This window comes from Nocardia acidivorans NBRC 108247 (genome assembly GCF_001625085.1).
Classification (GTDB): Bacteria; Actinomycetota; Actinomycetes; order Mycobacteriales; family Mycobacteriaceae; genus Nocardia; species Nocardia acidivorans.
This window is the reverse complement of sequence record NZ_BDAW01000100.1, coordinates 1-17,899: the sequence shown is the minus strand read 5'-3', so window position 1 is coordinate 17,899 and position 17,899 is coordinate 1. Positions and strand designations below refer to the sequence as shown.

The window sequence follows — 17,899 nt, the reverse complement described above, 5'->3', positions numbered from 1 at the left end:
ACCGAACAGCGGAGCCTACGGAACCGTAGGCTCCGCTGTTATGTATGTTGCAGGAATCGACTGCACTCATAAGGAATCGAGGAGTCCCACGCTGTGACAATTCTTGGCATCGGCCTGGATTTGGTTTGCATCTCCGAATTCGCCGAACAGCTGGAACGCACCGGCACCACCATGATCCGGGAGAGTTTCACCGCCGGAGAGCGGCGCTATTGCCAAGGCAAAGGCACCGATCCGGCCCGCAGCTACGCCGCCCGCTGGGCCGCGAAAGAAGCGGTCATCAAGGCGTGGGCGTCTTCTCGCTTCGCCCGCAGTCCGCAGATCGGTGACAACCCCTACCCGCTGATCGAGGTCGTGAATGACGCCTGGGGCCGCCCCAGCATCAAATTGCACGGTCTCGCAGCCGAATTCCTGCCCCGGGTGCGCGTACACCTGTCGCTGACCCATGACGGCGATACGGCGGCCGCCATGGTGGTGCTGGAGGACCCGGGTGAACTGGCCGATCTGATTCAGGGCTGATTTCTCGGCCGATACGCGCGAAAAATGGTGTGCCGCATTTCGATCGCGGCACACCGTTCGCGTTTCCCGCTCAGCCGGCGTCGGTCTCCAGGGGCGTGCGCTGCCCGCCGGTGCGCGATTCCTTCTCCGCGATCAACAGATACGCGACCATCAGGCGTTTGAGTTCGGCGACCGCGTCCTCATGGCTCAGGCCATCCTGCACCGAGAAATTCAGCATCGAGTAGACGACGTGCACCAGCACCTGCGCCATCATCGAGCGGCGGATGCGCGGGGTGCGCGGCATCAGCGAGCGCAGCATCTGCGCCACCGCCTCGGCGAACTCCTTCTCGTGGATCGCGCCGGTGGCTCGCGTCGACGGTGTGGACTGCATGGCGAGCCAGACCTCGCGCCGCGACGGATCGGTCATCCACAGATCGGCCAGGTGATCGACCAGCGAGTTCATATGGCGCAGCCAGTCCATCGACGGGATCTCGCCGTGGAAATCCGACAGCTCCTGGGAAACCGCCACCAGGTCTTGGCGATTCAGCTCGCAGACGATCACATACTTGTTCGCGAAGAACTGGTAGAGGGTGCCGATGGGGACCTCAGCGCGGGCCGCGACTTCCTCACAGGTGAACGATTCGAAGCCGACCTCGACGAGCAATTCGCGGGAGGACTGCAAGAGGGCGTCGAACTTGCGTTTGCTCCGTTCCTGCGTCGGGCGGCGACGGGGCATCAGCTCCTGCGGGTCGTCCTGCAACTCCAACGCAGGGTCCGGTCGTCGCGTCGACCTGGCTCCCGTGCGTGCTTCCACGTGCAACAGCCTAGAGGTAGCGACACTCCGATGACACGCTGCGGTAGTTCGTGTGTCCCTATGTCGTTCCGGAATAACACCCATCCGCACCGGGAGCGGTGACGAACCTTCATCGCAGCTGCTTCCCAGTTGCATGCGTTTGCACTCCTCTCGTGGGCTTCGTCCGAACAAAACCGTGCCTCGGCAAATGCGAGCACGACGACGTTGGAAGGCTGATCTGTGGTTGCTTCTGCTGTTGTTCGTTCCGCGGTGACGATCGGCGTCGCCACCGAGCGCGGCACCGTGCGCGCGGTGGCCCTCGCCGACGACGGCGATAAATTGCAGGAACGCGTGGTGCTGGAGCGCGTCGAGAAGATCACCGGCGATACCAAGGCCGATCTGGCCGCCGCGGTCGAGTTGGTGCTGGAGGAGCTCGCGGGCAAGCTCAGCCCCGATCGCGATATCGTCGGCGCGGCCGTCGCCTACCGCGATGCCGCCGAGCGCCGGGCCATCGTCACCCGGCTGGCCTCCGGACCCTGGCATGAGGCGTCGCTGGTCTCGGCCAAGGCCGCGCATCTGTTCGTCGCCCGGGCCATGACCTGGGTGGACGAATTCGACGATCTCGCCATCTGCGAGGTGGTCCCGGGTTCGCAGGCGTTCTCGCTCATCGACCCCGCCCGCTCCCGAGTGCTGGCCGCGGTCGCGCTGAACGGCGGAGCCACCAATGACGAGGCCATGCGCGCCGCCGTCACCGCCGCGTGGGATCAGTTCGACGCCGCCGGGGTGAAGCCGGACGCGGTGGTGCTGATCGGTTCCGCCGCAAGCGAACCCGCCGTGATCGCGGCCCTGGAATCGGGCTTCGGCGCACCGGTCATCCCGTGTTCGGTCGCCGCCGCCGCACCCGCCATCGGCGCGGCGCTGGCCGCCATGCCGGAGGCCGAGTACGCCGGTGAGGCCGCCGAGCGCATTCGCCGGGCGCGCGGCACCGCCGCCCTGTTCGCCGCGGCGAGTGTGCTGGCGGGTGGTCTGGTCGCCGGTGGCGTGTACGCGGCGAGCAACAACTCCAAGAGCGTGCCCGAACCCATGCTCACCGATTCGCGCGTCTCCGCGGACGCCCGGACCAATGGCGTCGAGCATCCGATCGGCGAGCCCGCTCCCGACACCGGCTCGGCCGGTGGCATGGTCCCGGGGCTGCCCGGTGATCCCACCCCGACCGATGCGGGCGCACCGTTGCTCGAGCGGCCCGCACCGGCCCCCGAGCCCGATATGGTCACCATCGATCCCGCCGCCCTCAACTGGGGCCCGACCAATCCCGATGTGGCACATTGGCGTCCGTCCAAGCCGCTGGTGAAGTCGCAGCCCGATGCCGAGCCCGCGAGCAATAACGCGGACTACATCATCCCCGCGCCCACGCATTCGGCCGCTCTCACCGATACCGGCCTCTTCGCGGGTGAACTCGCTCCGCCCGCCCTGGATTCACCGGAGTTCGGTAAGTGGTGGGACAACCACTTCCGCATGATGATGCAGTGGGCGGCAGCACAATTGGTGCCGCGCGGCGTCTGACGCCACGCGGACCGATCGAAATCGAAAGTCCCGGCCCGTTGGGGGTCGGGACTTTCGATTTCCCGACTAGACCGACAGCTCGCGCCGCAGCTTCGCCACATGGCCGGTGGCGCGCACGTTGTACTGCGCCACCTCGATCTTGCCGCTCTCATCCACCAGGAAGGTGGAGCGGATAACCCCGGTGACGGTCTTGCCGTACATCGTCTTCTCCCCGAACGCCCCGTAAGCCTGGAGCACCGTTTTATCGGGATCCGACAGCAGCGGAAAGGTGAGCCCCTCCGCATCGCGGAACTTGGCCAGCTTGGCGGGCTTATCCGGCGAAATCCCGATAACCTCCAGCCCCGCCCCATTCAATTCGGCGAGACTGTCGCGGAAATCGCACGCCTGCTTGGTGCATCCGGGCGTGCTCGCCGCCGGGTAGAAGTAGACGATCACCTTGCGACCGCGATAGTCGGCCAGGGACACCTCCTTGCCATCGGCATCGGGAAGCGTGAAGGCGGGCGCGGTGTCACCGGGACTGAGTCGATGGTTCTCGGTCATGCCGACACCGTAGTACGCCGGTCCGACGGCATGCGGACGATACACTCCAGAGCAGGTCGGCTGCCCGTGTGTGGCGAGCCGCCTCGAGACGACGGTGCCGCCCAAGCGCGGCTTTTCAGACAGGAGTGTGACGTGGCGAGAGATACCGAGGCCATCGAGCGGGAGATCGAGGCCGCACGGAGCCGGCTCGCGAACACCCTCGACGAACTCGCGGTGCGGGCCGACCCGCAGCGGTTGGCCGACAACACCAAGCAGGCGCTGGTGGCGAAGGTGAACGAGCCGAAGATCAAGTACAGCCTGATCGGCGCGGGTGTGGTCGTGGTCGGCCTGATCCTGATCAAGGTCTTCCGCTGAAGCCGGCGAGTCGAGAATGAAAAACACCCGATGCCCATGGCACCGGGTGTTTCTCGTTATGGGGATGAATCAGACGGTCGGGCAGGCCATTCCGTCACCATCGGGATCCAGGTGCGGGCCGTAGCCGGGCTCACCGCGGAACAGCGGGGCGTGCCCGGCGGCGCGAGCCTCATCGCAGTTCTTGTACGCGCCGGTGGCGGAACCGGTCTGCGCGAGGTTGGCCGAACCGGTTGCGCCGGAGCCGGTGTCGATGGCGGAGGAGCCCGTGCCGGACGAACCGGTCGGCACATCGGCGAGGGCGAGGGCGGAGGGGGCTGCAAGAATCGTCAGTCCCGCGACGCTGGCGGAGACGAGAAGCCGGCGAACGTTCATGTATTCCTCAATGTCGGCGCAGTAGGTTGGCAGCGGCCCGATTCGGCGCGGTGCCACCGCTGCCGCATGCTGCGACACGGTGGCCGGTACGGGTCCGGCCACTACAGTTACGCCGGAACGTTGCATTGTCAACCGGATGGGCTATTCATCCAGGTAAACAACTATGCGCCGAGTCGGCGGCGAGAGCTGTTCCGCCGGAACATGTCCCATTCGTCCGCTTGGAAATCCGCATCGGGTGGAGTTCCGCGCGGACCGAACCGCCGCCGGACACGATATCGGCCATTCCTGTGAAGTTGTTGCATGCCGCACTTTGTGTCCATGTCAACCAACGCCGGATACTATGTATTCATGACCCGCTGGTTGAGCGAAGAGGAACAGGCCACCTGGCAGTCCTATATCCGAATGCGCCAGCGCTTGGAAGCGGCCATCGCGGCGGGCCTGTCCCGGGACGGATTATCGACCTCGGATTACGAGGTGCTGGTGGCGCTGTCGGCGGCCGGTGGGCAATTGCGTGCCAAGGAATTGGGCGCCGAGATCTGCTGGGACAAGAGCAGACTCTCCAAACATCTTTCGCGGATGGCCGCGCGCGGACTCGTCGACCGCTGCCAGGCCGTGGACGATGCGCGCGGGCGTGAGGTGCGGCTGACCGATCAGGGGCGCGCGGCGCTCGAGACCGCCGCACCCAATCATGTGGATCTGGTGCGGCAGCTGTTCGTGGAGGATATGACCGACGCCGAGGCGCGCGCCCTGCGATCGCTCTCCGAGCGTGTGGTGCGCCGCGCCGAGCGCACCGACGTGCCCGGTATCGGCTGAACTACTTCGCCGCATCCTCCGGCTTGCGGAATTGCGCGCGCTTCCAGTCGCCGAAGGGCTCGTCGCGTTCGCGCACGGCCTCGCGGAAACCGGCTGTGGCGGCGCGCAATTGGAAGGCGTAGCCCTCGCGGGTGTGCCGGGAGATGCCGTCGAAGACGGTGCTCACCATGCCTGAATTGGCCACGCCCTGATTCAACAGCGCGCTGTTGAGGGCGAGCTTGGCCATGATCAGCTGATTTATCGGCACCAGCGAAATGCGTTGCAGCAGTTCCTCGGTGCGCTCGTCGAGATCCTCCGGGGCCGCGGATTCGATGGCCAGCCCCCATTCGGCGGCCTGCTTCCCGCTGAGGCTGTCCCCGGTGAAGAGCAGTCGTTTGGCGCGCTGATCGCCGACCCGGTGCGCCCACATGCCCGCCGCCGGGATACCCCAGGTGCGGGTGGGCGGATAGCCGAAGCGGGCGTCGTCGGCGCAGATGATCTGATCGGCGTAGAGCGCGATATCGGTGCCGCCCGCGATGGCGAAGCCGTGCACCTTGGCCACGGTCGGCTTATTGGCGTACAGCAGGCTGGCGAAGCCGCGGTTGAAGCGCGACATCATGGCGTAGTCGACCATGGGATCCCAAGTACCCCAGGGATTGTGATTCCTGGCCTGGACGACCGGATCGAGCACGGTGCCCTCGACGGGTTGCGCGCCCTCGGGCGGCGCGAAGCTGTTCTCCGCGAAGATCGACAGGTCGTAGCCGCCGCAGAAGCCCTTCCCGCGCCCGCTCAGCACGATCACGTGCACGCGCGGGTCCAGATCGGCGCGCTCCACCGCGGCCGCCAATTCGATCGGCGTATCGGAGGTGATGGCATTGCCGTGCTCGGGCCGATTGAAGGTGATGCGCGCGATGCGCCCGGTCACCTCGTAAGTCAGTGTGCGGCCGGTGATCTCGCCCTCGGGCTGCGGGCGGCCCGCGAAGAGCGAGTCGTCCCCGCCGGTCAGGTCGTCGCGCCAGGCGGCGGGCCGGGTTCCGGCGTGGTCGGCTGCGGGCTGCTCGTGATCAGACACGCAAGCAGTGAACCCCCGTTCATTTCTTGCTGTCAAGGGTTTCAGGGGTTCCAGGGGCGCACGGGCGGCTTCACCCAGAGGATCTTCTCGTCGGGATGGGCGCGCACCGCCGCCGGATGGTCCGGATGCCGTGCCGCCCACGCGTCCTTCTCCACGAGCAACTGGGCCACCACCCGCCAGGTCTCCTCGGTGCTCGGCGGATTGGTGTCCGCGGCCCGCGCCAGTTTGCGCTGCTGCGCCGGGGGCAACTCCAGCAATTCCGGGCCGGTGATACCGCGAGCCCAGGCGTACGCCGCCAATCGCCGGGCCTTGTCCTCCCGGCTGCGGCTCGCGTGATCAGAGTGCGCGTAGTCGGCCATATCGCAACTCCGCAGGTAGTCCACTATGTCCAGGCCGACCCTACCGCAGGGCGGGGACATCCCCGCCGCGCGCCCGAACCCGGCGCGGGCGCACCGGATGTGCCGCAACCCCCTGAACGGGCGGCGGCTTGCGGCTACCGTGAAACCCATGCCGGATGCCGATCTCGTCATCGACCGCGCCGACCCGCAGGAGTGGGCCACCGTCACCGAATGGGCCGCCGCCGAAGGCTGGAATCCCGGGCCGGCGGACCGGATCGCGTTCTTCGCCCAGGATCCGAAGGGGTTCTTCCTCGGGCGCGTGGACGGGGAACCGGCCTCGGCGGTCTCGGTTGTCAACTACGGCAATGATTTCGCGTTCCTGGGGTTCTACCTCGTCCGACCGGATCTACGCGGCAGAGGATTCGGTCTGGCCACCTGGAAGGCCGGGCTGGCGCACGCCGGCGGGCGGACGGTCGGGCTGGACGGTGTGCCCGATCAGCAGGACAACTATCGGCGCAGCGGCTTCGAACTCGCCTATCGCAGTGCGCGTTTCACCGGTGCGCCGCAGCTGCCGCCGCCCGATGCCAGTGTGCGCGCCCTGGCCTCGGGGGGTTTCGCCGAGGTGCGCGCCCTCGACTCCGCCTGCCTCCCGGCCGATCGCCCGGGATTCCTCGACGCCTGGCTCGGCAATCCCGGCCATCGCACGCTGGTGCGGATTGTCGATGGCTGCCTGACCGGTTACGGAACCATCCGTCCCGCAAGGGATTCCCATCGCATCGGCCCGCTCTTCGCCGATACCGAGGCCGATGCCCGTCAGCTGCTCGCGGGCCTGGCGGCGGGGGTCGAGACCCTGGCCATCGATGTCCCGTTGCATAACGACGCCGCGGTGCGCCTGGTGGAGTCCGCGGGCCTGACCCCCAGTTTCGAGACCGCTCGCATGTACACCGCCGAGCCCCGATCTCATTCCCGGGAAAAGGTTTTCGGCGTCACCACCCTCGAACTCGGCTGATCGCATCGGCCGAATCGTGAACAGGCCGCGCCGGCGGATTGATCGCGATCTCACCACGCGCAGGGCCGCACTCGCCCCGGGGTGACCACGTGCGCGAGCATATTACGAAGCTCGACCGCCGCGCCCGCCCCCAGCGTCCGCCCCCAGTGCTGGGTGAACCGCGCCAGGGCCGCATCGGCCGCACGGGTGGCCGCCCATCCCCGCTCGGTCAGCGTGACCAGCCGGGCCCGTGCGTCACTCGGATGCGGATTGCGTTCCGCGTAGCCCTTTTTCACCAGCTCCTCGACCAATTGGCTGGCCGCCTGTTTGGTCACCCCCAGATGTTCGGCGATCTCGCCCACGGTCGCCCCGTTCGGCGCCATCCGCACGAACGCGAACCCGTGACTCGGCCGGATGTCGTCGAATCCGGCCGCCACCACGCCGCGGTGAACGGCATCGGTGACCTCGGCGGCGGCCGCGAGCAGCAGTAGCGGCAAGTCCTGAGCGGTTGCGGGCATGTATGCATCTTGACACTTGACAGAGTGGTCAACAAGCTTGACCATATAGGCAAGTAAATTGACTAAATAGGAGTTGAACATGCCGGTCATCCGCACCGCCGACGTCGAATCCCATCATCTGCACGGCTCCACCTTCACCCCGCTGGTCCGGCCCGGCACCGGCAGCGCCGAACTCTGCGTCTGGCGGCTGGAGGTCCCGCCGAACACCGCAGGCGTCGCCCATCGAATTCATCGGGAAGAAGCCTTTGTTCTGCTCGCGGGGTCCATCGTCGTCACCATCGCGGGCGAGGACGGTCGGCTCATCCCCGGCGATGCCGCCGTGGCTCCCGCGGGCTCGATCATCAGCCTGACCAATCCGTCCGACGATCCCGCGACCGTCATGGTCACCGCCCCCGTCGGCTTCACGGGCGAACTCCCGGACGGCACCCTCGTCGATCCGCCCTGGGTGAACTAGCGGTCGAATATCCCGTTCAGGCGCGGGTATTCGCGTTCACCTCCCTTGGGCGCCGCGGTCCGGACCAACGGCGATACCTTCATCCGCGAGCCGAACTGATCCCGCGCATCGGGCCGGTGCTCACACCTTGATATCCAGGGCTCCGGCGACGGCACGGGTGAGGTGATCGGTGATCTCGGCGGGGGACCAGCCGCGATGCTCGGCGAGGTCGTACACGACGCGTTCGTCGAAGATGGTGATCCACAGCAGCACGGCGTAGGTGACGTCGGATTCGGGGGTTTTGCCTTCGAGGGCAAGGGCATTGAGGACGTCGGCGAGGATGTCGTGCATGGCCGTGATGGCTTCATCGCCTCGATTGAGGCGTTCGATGAAGCCGCTGCTGCTGCGGACGTAGCGGACCGCCGGACCCCACTGCATGGCCTGGTCGACCCAGGTGCGGCAGCAGCGGTGGAAGCGTTCCACGGCGTCGGCCGCGGTGCCGACCTCGGCGAACGCCTCCAGCAGTTGTTCGATGGCGCGGCGGTGGAACGCCTGCATGGCATCGTGCGGGGTGGCGAAATGCCGGTACGCGGTGGCCACGCCGACGCCCGCCTCGGCGGCCAGCTCGGGTATCGAAAAGCCGATCCGACCGGCGCGCAGCAGTTTGCGGACCGCGTCGACCAGCAGCACTCGGCTGCGCTGGGCATCGCTGCGGGTGTTCACGGGCACACCTCCATCCTGGCCGAAGGGGTGGGCCGCCGGAGCGGGTAGGCCGAAAACCGTACGGCAATTCGCTCGCTGAGTAGAGAAGTTCTTCTCAGTTGTCTATTCTCAAACCGAGAAGATCTCCTCACTTGGAGGCTTGATGAGGGCAGCGGTTCCGGGCGCGCTCCTGGTGCTGATCATGGCGCAGCCCAACCTGGCGACCGGCATGATGCCGTACTACCGGCATGCCTGGGCGCTGGCGCCGCTGCTCATCACGGTGATCTTCGCGGCCTATCTGATCGCGCTCACCCCGACGCTGTCGCTGCTCGGGACACCGTCGTCCAGTGCGTCCTGGTGGTGGCGGATCGGCGTCGGCAGCGGCTTCGGCGTGGCGGCGGATTGCGCTATGGCGCTGGCGCATTCGCCCTGGCTCGCCTGTGCGGCGCGGATCTGCGCCGGGCTATCGGTCGGACTGGTCACCGGATCGCTGGCGGGTTTGATACTGCAACGCCGGGGCGAGGGCGGGCGTACCGCCATGGCCAGCGCGACCGTATTCGGTTCCGCCCTGGGCACATTCGCGGCGGCGGCGCTGGCGCAGTATCTGCCCGCGCCCGGGGTCACCGTCTACCTGGTGCACGCGGTCGTGCTCGGAAGCGTTGCGTTGCTGCTGCTCTCGGATCGCGCCGTGCGGCCCGCCGTCGCGCAGCGCGCGACGCCGTCCGCGCCGATATCGCATGAGCCCGCGCCGGTGGGATATCTCGTCGGAATCGCGGCCTGGGTGTCGGCCGGGCTGGTGGTCGCACTGCTGCCGAGTTACGGTGCGGCGCTGCTGGGTACGGCCGATCTCGTGCTGTTGGCGTTGCCGGTCACGCTGTACCTGGTCGCGGCGTGGGTCGCACAGCGCGCACTGGCGGTGAATGCGCTACCCGCGGAACCGGTCGCGGCGCAGCTGATCATTCTCGTGGGCATCGCGATCGCCGCGGCCGTCGCATGGCTACCGAGTCTGCCGCTGCTACTCGCGGGCGGGCTGATCGCGGGCTGCGGGCAGGGCATCGCCTACCGGTCCGGCCTCCGAATCGTCAGTGCCGCAACAGCTCCCGATCAGCATGCCCGGGTTGCCGCGCGCTTCGCCGCCGTCGCCTACCTGTGCGCAGCGGTCGCCACCGTCGGCTTCGGCGTGGTCGCCACCGTCCTGTCGATGCGGGCCGCGGTACCGGCCGCCATCGTCGTTCTGGCCGTCATCGCGACGGCCACCACACTCGTCCGCCGGCGCGCAACGGCGCGCGCCGCGGACTCCCTATTCGCTGCACGGACTTCGACAATCGCATAACCCCGAGAACGCGCACGCAATTGCTGGGCGCGCGCTATTGGCATGCCTGAAAAATTGTATGCCACAATATATTCGGAGAATTCGCGAAACGGATTCGTTACCTGCGTTCACCGGGACACAAACTTCGGTTGGTTCACTGAATATCGAAGAACCAAATACATTCCCATCGAATGGATTTCAGTCATGGCAGCACCCACTAGGGTCGAACCCACCACGACACCGCGGATCAACCCTTTCCGAGTACGCGGCGCGGAGGCCGCCCTCGCCTCCTCCGAGTCCACCGCCGGTGCGCTCAAACGCACCCTGGGCCGCACCGATCTGATTGCCATGGGGGTGGGCACGATTGTCGGCGCGGGCATCTTCGTCACCACCGGTATTGCCGCGGCCACCAAGGCCGGACCCTCGATCGTGCTGTCATTCCTGCTGGCCGGGGCCATCTGCGTATTGGTGGCACTGTGCTACAGCGAGCTGGCGTCGATGACGCCGGTCTCCGGCAGCGCCTACACCTACACCTACTCGACCATGGGGGAGGTGCCCGCATTCCTGGTCGGCTGGAATCTCCTGCTCGAATACGCGGTGGCCACGGCGGCGATCGCGATCGGCTGGTCCGGATTGTTCGGGGCGGCTTTGAATTCGCTGTTCGATATCGGCCTGCCGAAGGCGATATCGGCGAGTCCGAGCGCCGGGGGAGTGGTTGATCTGCCCGCTATGGTGATTGTCGGACTCATTGTCGCGGTATTGGTTTTCGAGGTGAAGATCGCGGCGGCCGTCGTGAAAACATTGGTGGCACTGACCATTGCGGTACTCGTGGTGGTGGTAGCTGTCGGTGCGCCACATGTGCATGCCGATAATTGGACGCCTTTCCTACCGTTCGGTGTCAATGGCATTGCCGCCGGTGCGGCCCTGGCGTTCTTCGCCTATCTCGGCTTCGATGTCGTGGCCACCTCGGCCGAGGAGACCCGGGATCCGCGCCGCGATCTGCCCTGGGGCATTATCGGCTCGGTCGTCATCGCGACCGTGCTGTACATCGCCGTGAGCGCCGTATTGATCGGTGTCGCACCGTATTCCAGCCTGAACAACTCCGCGCCGGTGGCGACGGCGCTGGCCGCGATCGGGGCCGGGTGGATCGGCAAGGTGATCCTGGTGGCCTCGGTGCTCGCCCTGACCAAGGGGCTGCTGATGGTGTTCTACGGTCAGACGCGACTGCTGTTCGCCATGAGCCGCGATGGGCTCATCCCGAAGGCACTGTGCCGCACGGGTTCTCGAGGGGTGCCCGTGCGCCTGAGTCTGCTGCTCGGTGTGGTGATCGCCGCCATCGCGGGCCTGACCCCGATCGGCACCGTGGCCGAACTGGTGAATATCGGCGCGCTCTTCGCCTTCCTCATCGTGGCCCTGGGCGTCCTGATCCTGCGCCGCACCGATCCCGAGCGGGCGCGCCCATTCCGCACCCCGCTCATGCCGCTGGTGCCGCTGCTGGCGATCGCCGGATGCGTCTGGCTGGCAACCACGTTCGAGGCACTGACCTGGTTGCGCTTCGTAGTCTGGAGTGCGGTCGGCATCGTCCTCTATCTCGCCTACGGCCGCCGTCACTCGGTCGTCGCGGGAGGTGCCGCGTGACCGCCCAGCTGGACAGCTTCTATCCCACCCAGGTCGCCTTCGGCACCCTCGACGAGATCCACCGCGCCGCCGTGACGGCACTGACCCCCGAGGTCCTGGATTTCGTGGAAGGCGGTGCGGGCAAGGAGATCACGCTGCGCGGCAATCTCGCGGCCTTCGACCGCTGGCGGGTCCTGCCCGAACCGATGAGTGGGGTGGCCGCACCGTCGACCCGTACCGAGCTGCTCGGGCTGCGACTCGAAACCCCCATTCTCACAGCGCCTTTCGGCGGGGACGCGATGTTCCATCCGGACGGCCATCTCGCCGTCGCCCGCGCCGCCGAACAGTACGGTGCGCTCTCGATCGTGCCCGAGGCCGGAACCTTCTCCTATGAGCAGGTGCGTAGGGCCGCACCGCGTGCGGCGCGCATCGCACAGCTGCATCCGTTCGCCCATGCCACCGGTGTGGCGGAGCGGGTGCGGCGAGCGGGGTTCGACGCGCTCTGCGTCACCGTGGACTGCCCCGTGGGCGGCTTCCGCACCCGCAATATGGCCAATCGTTTCGATCCGGATCAGCGCCTGTTCGCGGGCAATCTCACCGGCGAGAACGGTGCGCCCGGTGTCGCCGAGATCTTCGGTCAGCTGCTCAAACAGGGCGGCTCGGTGTGGAGTTGGGCTGAACTCGCCGATGCCGCGGCCGATTTCGGGCTGCCGTGGATGGCGAAGGGCATTCTCACCCCGGTCGCCGCCGAACGCGCGCTCGCGATCGGCGCCTCAGCCCTGGTGGTCTCCAACCACGGTGGCCGCCAGCTGGATCCGGCCCCGGCCAGTCTGGAAGTGCTACCGGCCATTCGGGCCGCGGTCGGGCCGGAGCTGCCGATCCTGTTGGACAGCGGGGTGCGCACCGGTAGCGACGTCTATCTGGCGCTGGCGCTGGGCGCGGACGCGGTGATCATCGGCCGCTCCGCCATCTACGGCCTGGCGGCGGCGGGCGCGCCCGGGGTGGGCCGGGTGCTGGAGTTGCTCACCGAGGAGCTGCGCACGCTGATGATCCTCTCCGGGGCGGGCTCGATCGACGATATCGACGGCGGCCGGGTAGTGCGAGCCGCCCCATGACCCTGTTCCCTACCGCGCGTACGGGTGCCGGACTGGTATTCACCTCCGGCCTCGCCGCCATCGATCCGACCACCATGACCGTCTCCGTCACCGACTTCCACGCTCAGGCCGCCGCGGTCTTCGACCAACTCGACGCCGCGCTCCTGGAATTCGGTAGCTCCCGCGATCGGGTCCTCAAACTGGATTGCTTTCTGGCCGAACGACAGTGGTTCCCGGCGTGGAACACCGCATTCAGCACCTATTTCACGACAGCCGCACCGGCGCGGACCACGACCATCACCACCCTGCCCATAGAGGGGCTGCTCATCGAAGTCCAGGCGATCGCCGTCGCCGAGTCTCGAGGAAGATCATCATGACCGCAGTGACACCGCTCGTGCATTCCCATACCGCCCTCGGTGATTTCACCATCCGCGACGTCATCGAGGGCCAGACCGCCGGACAGCTCATTGTCGCGGCCGACGACTGGGGTTGGTGGACAACCCTTTTGGGCGGCGACACCATTGCGCCCAGCACCGGCATCCAGCAGACCGTCGCGGTCGGCCTGGTGCGCGCCGGATTCCTGATCCGGCGCGGGCACCGCTACCACCTCACGCACACCGGCCACGATGTCGGCAAGAATCGCGGTTTCGTGCGCTGTGCGGTGCGCGGCTGGGAGCCCACTTTCCGCCAGCTGTCCGCCGCCGCCCACGACGAATACATCCCGGCCGCAACCGAACCCGGTGAGGTGGCCCGTGCCTGCACCGATATCGCCCGACGCCGCCCGGAGATCTTCGCGACCATCGGCGCGGCCATCGCCGCCGACACACCCGGCCGCACCATCGATCTGGGCTGTGCCGACGCCGGACGCCTCCAGGCCCTGGCCGGACTGGCCCCGGCGGAGGAATTCCTGGGCGTCGACATCGAAGACGAGGTGATTGCCACTGCCACAGCCGAACTCGCCCACCTGGGCCTGTCCGACCGCATCACCCTGCTGGCGGGTTCGGTGCAACCCGAATCCGATCCGCCCGCCTGGCTGGAGATCGTCGACCGCGAGACCGTCACCACGGCCATGTCCTTCTTCCTGCTCCACCAACTGGCCAGCGACGGCGACGGCATCGCCGCCGTCCTGCGCGGCTGGATGGAATGGTTCCCCAATATGCGCCGCCTGGTCATCGGCGACGGGTATCTACTGCAAGCCGACCACTGGACCCAACAGCCCTGGTTCTCCCCGACCTACGAGATCTACCACACCATCACCGGCGTCCAACTCTGGACGCAACACGAATACGAACGCGCCTTCGCCGAACTCGGCTGGACGGTCACCCGCCGCATGGAGGACCACACCATGCTCGTCACCACCATTCTCGAACGCGATTGATCAATCACCCGCGTACGCGGAAAAGGCCCTGACAGTTGGACTGTCGGGGCCTTTTCGGGTGTCAGATCAGGGCTGCACGGTGACCTTGATACCCGTTCCGCTCTCCACGATCGTGAAGGCGTCGAGCACATCCGCCAGCGGGATGTGATGGGTGATGAGATCCTTGACCGGAACCTGTTCCGTCGCAATGTATTCGAGGGCGCGCCGGTTGTGCTCCGGCGCGGATCCATTGGCGCCGTGGATATGCAGCTGGCGGTAGTGCACCACATTCGAATCGCAGGTGATGACGGGGTTGGTCTTGGGCAGGCCGCCGAAGAAGGAGATGCGCCCGTTGCGTGCGGCCATGGCGATGGCCTGTTCCTGGGTGATATTCGCGGCGGTCGCGGTAATGATCACATCGGCGCCACGACCACCGGTCAGCTCCATGACCCGCGCCACGGGATCGACCTCGGCGGCATTGATCACCTCGTCGGGCTCGACCGCGTCTGCCGAGAGAGCCAATCGCTGGGCATTGACGTCGACGAGATAGACGGGCCCGCAACGATGTACGCCGCGCGCGATGCGAATGTGCATACAGCCGATCGGCCCCGCGCCGAAGATGACGACGGTGTCGCTCGCCTCGATGCCGAGCAACTCCTGTGCGTTGATCGCGCAGGCGAGCGGTTCGGCCGCCGAAGCCTCGTCGTATCCGACATTGTCGGGGACGCGGTTGAGACCGTCGACCCGCAGCACCTGACTGGGCACGATCATGTACTCTGCGAAGCCGCCGTCGTACTGATATCCCACCGAAGTCTGGTTCTGGCACACCGCCATCCAGCCGCGATCGCATTCGTAGCATTTGCCGCAGGGCACGGCGGCGATGACCTGCGCGCGATCGCCGATTCGCCACTGCGCGCCGTACAGCTCGTTCACCGCCGCGCCGACCTCGACCACCTCACCGGCGATCTCATGCCCGAGTGTGCGTGGGGGAGTGAGGTTCTGGTGACCGTTGTGCCGAATCTTGACGTCGGTTCCGCAGGTCGAGCAGTTCCGCACACGCAGCTTGATCTCATCCGCACCGCATGCGGGCTCGGCGATGTCCTCGAGGCGGATGTCCTCGGGTGCGTAGTAGCGCAGAGCCTTCATGGGGCTGTATTCCTTCCGCCGTTTGCTTCCAGCTGAGTCGCTCGAAGTCCACCGTATCGGTCATGCGGGCGTAAAGCCACATGAATTTGTGCCCATTTATGCCCGATCTCTTGTCATTGTGCCCGATTGTGCGGTCTACTACAACAAGAGATGTGGCCGGGGTCACATGCGCGGTCGAGTTGTTCAGAGGAAGTCATATGTCTATCTCCCCACCGGCCACCCGTGGCGGCGCACGCGTGCGCGTACAGCGGGTCGGTACATTCCTGTCCGGCATGGTCATGCCGAATATCGGCGCCTTCATCGCCTGGGGCCTGCTCACGGCCCTGTTCATCGAGAAGGGCTGGATTCGGTCCCTCACCGATCAATGGGGTGAGGGCAGCTGGGTCGCCCATATCGGCGGCTGGGGCGACTACTCCAGCGGCGGCATCGTCGCCCCGACCATCACCTATCTGCTGCCGATCCTGATCGGCGCGACCGGCGGCCGCATGGTCTACGACACCCGCGGCGCGGTCGTGGGCGCGATCGCCACCATGGGCGTGATCGCGGGAGCGGACGTACCCATGTTCATGGGCGCGATGATCATGGGCCCATTCGGAGGCTGGCTCATCAAGAGGCTGGATGCCCTGTGGGAGGGCAAGATTCGCCCCGGCTTCGAAATGCTGGTGAACAATTTCTCGGCGGGCATCGCCGGTGCGGCGCTGGCGGTCGTCGGCTTCTTCGGCGTCGGCCCGCTGGTGTCGGCGTTCAGCCGGTTCGCCAGCAATGTCGTGAACTTCCTGGTGAATCATGATCTGCTGCCGCTGACTTCGATCTTCATCGAACCGGCGAAGGTGCTGTTCCTCAACAACGCGGTCAACCATGGCATCCTGACACCGCTGGGCACCAATCAGGCTGCGGCCAACGGGAAGTCGATTCTGTTTCTGCTGGAGGCCAATCCGGGTCCTGGTCTCGGACTGCTGATGGCGTTCGCCCTGTTCGGCAAGGGCGCGGCGAAACTGTCGGCGCCGGGCGCGATCATCATCCACTTCCTCGGCGGTATTCACGAGATCTACTTCCCCTACGTCCTGATGAAGCCGAAGTTGATCCTGGCCACCATCGCCGGCGGTATGACCGGTGTCCTGATCAATGTGGTGTTCGGTTCCGGGCTGCGCGCACCGGCCGCGCCCGGTTCCATCATCGCGGTGTACGCGCAGACCGCTAGCGACAGCTATCTCGGGGTGACGCTGTCCGTAATCGGTGCTGCGGGAGTGTCCTTCGCGGTCGCCGCGGTGCTGCTGCGGACCGACCGCGGCGCGGACGAACCGGATCTGGCCGGAGCCACCGCCGCCATGGAGGCGCTCAAGGGCGGGAGTTCCATCGCCTCCGCCGCGCTCGTTCCCGCGGGGAGCTCCGCGCGCACGGCCACCCTGGCGGTCCCGGCGACGATCTCCACCATCGTCTTCGCCTGTGATGCCGGAATGGGATCCTCCGCGATGGGAGCCTCGGTGTTGCGCAAGAGGATTCGGGACGCGGGGTTCACCGAGGTGAGCGTGGTCAACAAGGCGATCGCGAACCTCGCCGATACCTACGACCTCGTCGTCACCCATACCGATCTGGCCGAGCGGGCGCGCGAACGGACACCGTCCGCCATTCATGTCTCGGTCGACGATTTCATGAACAGCCCCGAGTACAACGAGATCGTGGGATTGATCGGCCGTGCGAACGGTGCCAATGGACCGGAAGCGACGGAGCCGGATCTACCGTTGCCTGCCGAGCCTGAAACTCCAGATCCTGCAGCCGATTCGGGGGACGCCATGCTCACCCTCGATTCGATCGTGTTGACCGGCAGTGCCAGGACCAGCGCCGACGCCATAGACGAGGCGGGGCGACTGCTGGTCGCGGCGGGAGCGGTCGACGGGCATTACATCGAGGCCATGCATGAACGGGAGCGGTCGGTCTCGACGTATATGGGCAATGGACTCGCCATCCCGCACGGCACGAACGCGGCGAAGGCGAGCATTCGCCGGACCGGGATCTCGGTCGTGCGCTATCCGGAGACCATCGACTGGAAGGGTAAGCCGGTCGAATTCGTCATCGGCATCGCCGGGGCCGGGGACGACCATCTGACGCTGCTGAGCCGCATCGCCCAGGTGTTCGTCGACAAGGAGAAGGTCACGCGTCTGCGCGCCGCCCGGACGCCGGGGGAGATCCAGGCGGTTCTCGGCAACGGTCGCTGAATTCTGCTGCGGCGGACGCCTTACGTGCGAATGGACCTGGCCCCGGCGGGCCAGGTCCACCGACTTGCCGTCAGAGCCGGATGATCTCCGCGACGGCGCGGCGTGCGGCGTGCGGATCCGTCGTCGCCAGCGCGGCCACGGCGGCGCGGCGGCAGTCGTCCATGGTGACGGCGGCCAATGCCGCCCCGACCGCGGCG

20 protein-coding genes are annotated in these 17,899 nt (G+C 66.7%); 12 read left to right on the top strand and 8 right to left on the bottom strand.

What is annotated here, in order from left to right:
- The first annotated feature begins 93 nt into the window (after positions 1-93).
- Positions 94-516: a holo-ACP synthase AcpS gene (gene acpS, locus NA10_RS32605; protein ID WP_067574557.1), complete on the top strand. Its 423-nt coding sequence runs from the start codon at positions 94-96 to the stop codon at positions 514-516.
- Positions 517-586: 70 nt separating this feature from the next.
- Here acpS and NA10_RS32600 read toward each other — a convergent pair whose 3' ends face one another.
- Positions 587-1,231 (bottom strand): TetR/AcrR family transcriptional regulator, encoded by a 645-nt coding sequence (locus tag NA10_RS32600; RefSeq protein ID WP_245678132.1) that lies wholly within the window; start codon positions 1,229-1,231, stop codon positions 587-589.
- A 327-nt stretch (positions 1,232-1,558) separates the two neighbouring features.
- Here NA10_RS32600 and NA10_RS32595 point away from each other — a divergent pair, with 327 nt between their 5' ends.
- Positions 1,559-2,851, top strand: a complete 1,293-nt coding sequence (locus NA10_RS32595; protein WP_067574555.1) for a DUF7159 family protein — start codon at positions 1,559-1,561, stop codon at positions 2,849-2,851.
- A gap of 66 nt (positions 2,852-2,917) precedes the next feature.
- Here the strand turns inward: NA10_RS32595 and bcp are convergent, their stop codons facing one another.
- Positions 2,918-3,391 (bottom strand): thioredoxin-dependent thiol peroxidase, encoded by a 474-nt coding sequence (gene bcp / locus NA10_RS32590; RefSeq protein WP_067574567.1) that lies wholly within the window; start codon positions 3,389-3,391, stop codon positions 2,918-2,920.
- Between the two features lie 132 nt (positions 3,392-3,523).
- Between bcp and NA10_RS32585 the strand changes: the two genes are divergently transcribed.
- Positions 3,524-3,745, top strand: a complete 222-nt coding sequence (locus tag NA10_RS32585; protein ID WP_067574554.1) for a DUF3618 domain-containing protein — start codon at positions 3,524-3,526, stop codon at positions 3,743-3,745.
- A gap of 69 nt (positions 3,746-3,814) precedes the next feature.
- Here NA10_RS32585 and NA10_RS32580 read toward each other — a convergent pair whose 3' ends face one another.
- The gene (locus NA10_RS32580; RefSeq protein WP_067574566.1) at positions 3,815-4,117 is read right to left on the bottom strand and encodes an excalibur calcium-binding domain-containing protein; all 303 of its coding nucleotides are present in this window, start codon (positions 4,115-4,117) and stop codon (positions 3,815-3,817) included.
- Positions 4,118-4,465: 348 nt separating this feature from the next.
- On the opposite strand from NA10_RS32580, the gene NA10_RS32575 reads away from it, so the two are divergent.
- Positions 4,466-4,930 (top strand): MarR family winged helix-turn-helix transcriptional regulator, encoded by a 465-nt coding sequence (locus NA10_RS32575; protein ID WP_067574565.1) that lies wholly within the window; start codon positions 4,466-4,468, stop codon positions 4,928-4,930.
- A 1-nt stretch (position 4,931) separates the two neighbouring features.
- Here NA10_RS32575 and NA10_RS32570 read toward each other — a convergent pair whose 3' ends face one another.
- Together NA10_RS32570 and NA10_RS32565 are read right to left on the bottom strand one after the other, a co-directional pair.
- Positions 4,932-5,981 carry a crotonase/enoyl-CoA hydratase family protein gene (locus NA10_RS32570; protein WP_067574553.1) on the bottom strand — a complete coding sequence of 350 codons (1,050 nt, stop codon included), beginning with the start codon at positions 5,979-5,981 and terminating at the stop codon, positions 4,932-4,934.
- A gap of 41 nt (positions 5,982-6,022) precedes the next feature.
- Positions 6,023-6,340: a hypothetical protein gene (locus NA10_RS32565; protein ID WP_067574552.1), complete on the bottom strand. Its 318-nt coding sequence runs from the start codon at positions 6,338-6,340 to the stop codon at positions 6,023-6,025.
- Positions 6,341-6,488: 148 nt separating this feature from the next.
- On the opposite strand from NA10_RS32565, the gene NA10_RS32560 reads away from it, so the two are divergent.
- Entirely contained in the window at positions 6,489-7,328 is an 840-nt protein-coding gene (locus NA10_RS32560; protein WP_067574551.1) for a GNAT family N-acetyltransferase, read from the top strand.
- 50 nt (positions 7,329-7,378) lie between these two features.
- Here the strand turns inward: NA10_RS32560 and NA10_RS32555 are convergent, their stop codons facing one another.
- The gene (locus NA10_RS32555) at positions 7,379-7,825 is read right to left on the bottom strand and encodes a MarR family winged helix-turn-helix transcriptional regulator (RefSeq protein ID WP_067574550.1); all 447 of its coding nucleotides are present in this window, start codon (positions 7,823-7,825) and stop codon (positions 7,379-7,381) included.
- Positions 7,826-7,904: 79 nt separating this feature from the next.
- Here NA10_RS32555 and NA10_RS32550 point away from each other — a divergent pair, with 79 nt between their 5' ends.
- A complete protein-coding gene (locus NA10_RS32550; protein ID WP_067574549.1) occupies positions 7,905-8,279 on the top strand; it encodes a cupin domain-containing protein in 375 nt (124 codons plus the stop codon).
- 120 nt (positions 8,280-8,399) lie between these two features.
- On the opposite strand, the gene NA10_RS32545 is transcribed toward NA10_RS32550, so the two are convergent.
- Positions 8,400-8,981 (bottom strand): TetR/AcrR family transcriptional regulator, encoded by a 582-nt coding sequence (locus tag NA10_RS32545; protein ID WP_169812687.1) that lies wholly within the window; start codon positions 8,979-8,981, stop codon positions 8,400-8,402.
- A gap of 142 nt (positions 8,982-9,123) precedes the next feature.
- Here NA10_RS32545 and NA10_RS32540 point away from each other — a divergent pair, with 142 nt between their 5' ends.
- The 5 genes from NA10_RS32540 (at position 9,124) to NA10_RS32520 (ending at position 14,361) form a co-directional block, all read left to right on the top strand.
- Entirely contained in the window at positions 9,124-10,293 is a 1,170-nt protein-coding gene (locus NA10_RS32540; RefSeq protein ID WP_067574547.1) for a hypothetical protein, read from the top strand.
- 183 nt (positions 10,294-10,476) lie between these two features.
- Positions 10,477-11,910, top strand: coding sequence for an amino acid permease (locus NA10_RS32535; RefSeq protein WP_084515619.1), 1,434 nt, complete (start codon positions 10,477-10,479; stop codon positions 11,908-11,910).
- Positions 11,907-13,004, top strand: coding sequence for an alpha-hydroxy acid oxidase (locus NA10_RS32530; RefSeq protein WP_067574546.1), 1,098 nt, complete (start codon positions 11,907-11,909; stop codon positions 13,002-13,004). The genes NA10_RS32535 and NA10_RS32530 overlap by 4 nt, the downstream gene beginning before the upstream one ends.
- Positions 13,001-13,360: a RidA family protein gene (locus NA10_RS32525; protein ID WP_067574545.1), complete on the top strand. Its 360-nt coding sequence runs from the start codon at positions 13,001-13,003 to the stop codon at positions 13,358-13,360. Before NA10_RS32530 ends, NA10_RS32525 begins: the two co-directional genes overlap by 4 nt.
- Positions 13,357-14,361 carry a class I SAM-dependent methyltransferase gene (locus NA10_RS32520; protein ID WP_067574544.1) on the top strand — a complete coding sequence of 335 codons (1,005 nt, stop codon included), beginning with the start codon at positions 13,357-13,359 and terminating at the stop codon, positions 14,359-14,361. Before NA10_RS32525 ends, NA10_RS32520 begins: the two co-directional genes overlap by 4 nt.
- 66 nt (positions 14,362-14,427) lie before the next feature.
- Here the strand turns inward: NA10_RS32520 and NA10_RS32515 are convergent, their stop codons facing one another.
- A complete protein-coding gene (locus tag NA10_RS32515) occupies positions 14,428-15,486 on the bottom strand; it encodes a zinc-dependent dehydrogenase (RefSeq protein WP_067574543.1) in 1,059 nt (352 codons plus the stop codon).
- Between the two features lie 197 nt (positions 15,487-15,683).
- On the opposite strand from NA10_RS32515, the gene NA10_RS32510 reads away from it, so the two are divergent.
- Positions 15,684-17,702, top strand: a complete 2,019-nt coding sequence (locus NA10_RS32510; protein ID WP_067574542.1) for a PTS mannitol transporter subunit IICBA — start codon at positions 15,684-15,686, stop codon at positions 17,700-17,702.
- Positions 17,703-17,899: the final 197 nt, after the last annotated feature.

Bases quoted from the DNA above. Each gene is read 5' to 3' on its own strand.
- NA10_RS32600 (WP_245678132.1), bottom strand. From the start codon at position 1,231: ATGCCCCGTCGCCGCCCGACGCAGGAACGGAGCAAACGCAAGTTCGAC.
- bcp (WP_067574567.1), bottom strand. From the start codon at position 3,391: ATGACCGAGAACCATCGACTCAGTCCCGGTGACACCGCGCCCGCCTTC.
- NA10_RS32580 (WP_067574566.1), bottom strand. From the start codon at position 4,117: ATGAACGTTCGCCGGCTTCTCGTCTCCGCCAGCGTCGCGGGACTGACG.
- NA10_RS32575 (WP_067574565.1), top strand. From the start codon at position 4,466: ATGACCCGCTGGTTGAGCGAAGAGGAACAGGCCACCTGGCAGTCCTAT.
- NA10_RS32565 (WP_067574552.1), bottom strand. From the start codon at position 6,340: ATGGCCGACTACGCGCACTCTGATCACGCGAGCCGCAGCCGGGAGGAC.
- NA10_RS32560 (WP_067574551.1), top strand. From the start codon at position 6,489: ATGCCGGATGCCGATCTCGTCATCGACCGCGCCGACCCGCAGGAGTGG.
- NA10_RS32555 (WP_067574550.1), bottom strand. From the start codon at position 7,825: ATGCCCGCAACCGCTCAGGACTTGCCGCTACTGCTGCTCGCGGCCGCC.
- NA10_RS32550 (WP_067574549.1), top strand. From the start codon at position 7,905: ATGCCGGTCATCCGCACCGCCGACGTCGAATCCCATCATCTGCACGGC.
- NA10_RS32540 (WP_067574547.1), top strand. From the start codon at position 9,124: ATGAGGGCAGCGGTTCCGGGCGCGCTCCTGGTGCTGATCATGGCGCAG.
- NA10_RS32535 (WP_084515619.1), top strand. From the start codon at position 10,477: ATGGCAGCACCCACTAGGGTCGAACCCACCACGACACCGCGGATCAAC.
- NA10_RS32525 (WP_067574545.1), top strand. From the start codon at position 13,001: ATGACCCTGTTCCCTACCGCGCGTACGGGTGCCGGACTGGTATTCACC.
- NA10_RS32520 (WP_067574544.1), top strand. From the start codon at position 13,357: ATGACCGCAGTGACACCGCTCGTGCATTCCCATACCGCCCTCGGTGAT.
- NA10_RS32515 (WP_067574543.1), bottom strand. From the start codon at position 15,486: ATGAAGGCTCTGCGCTACTACGCACCCGAGGACATCCGCCTCGAGGAC.
- NA10_RS32510 (WP_067574542.1), top strand. From the start codon at position 15,684: ATGTCTATCTCCCCACCGGCCACCCGTGGCGGCGCACGCGTGCGCGTA.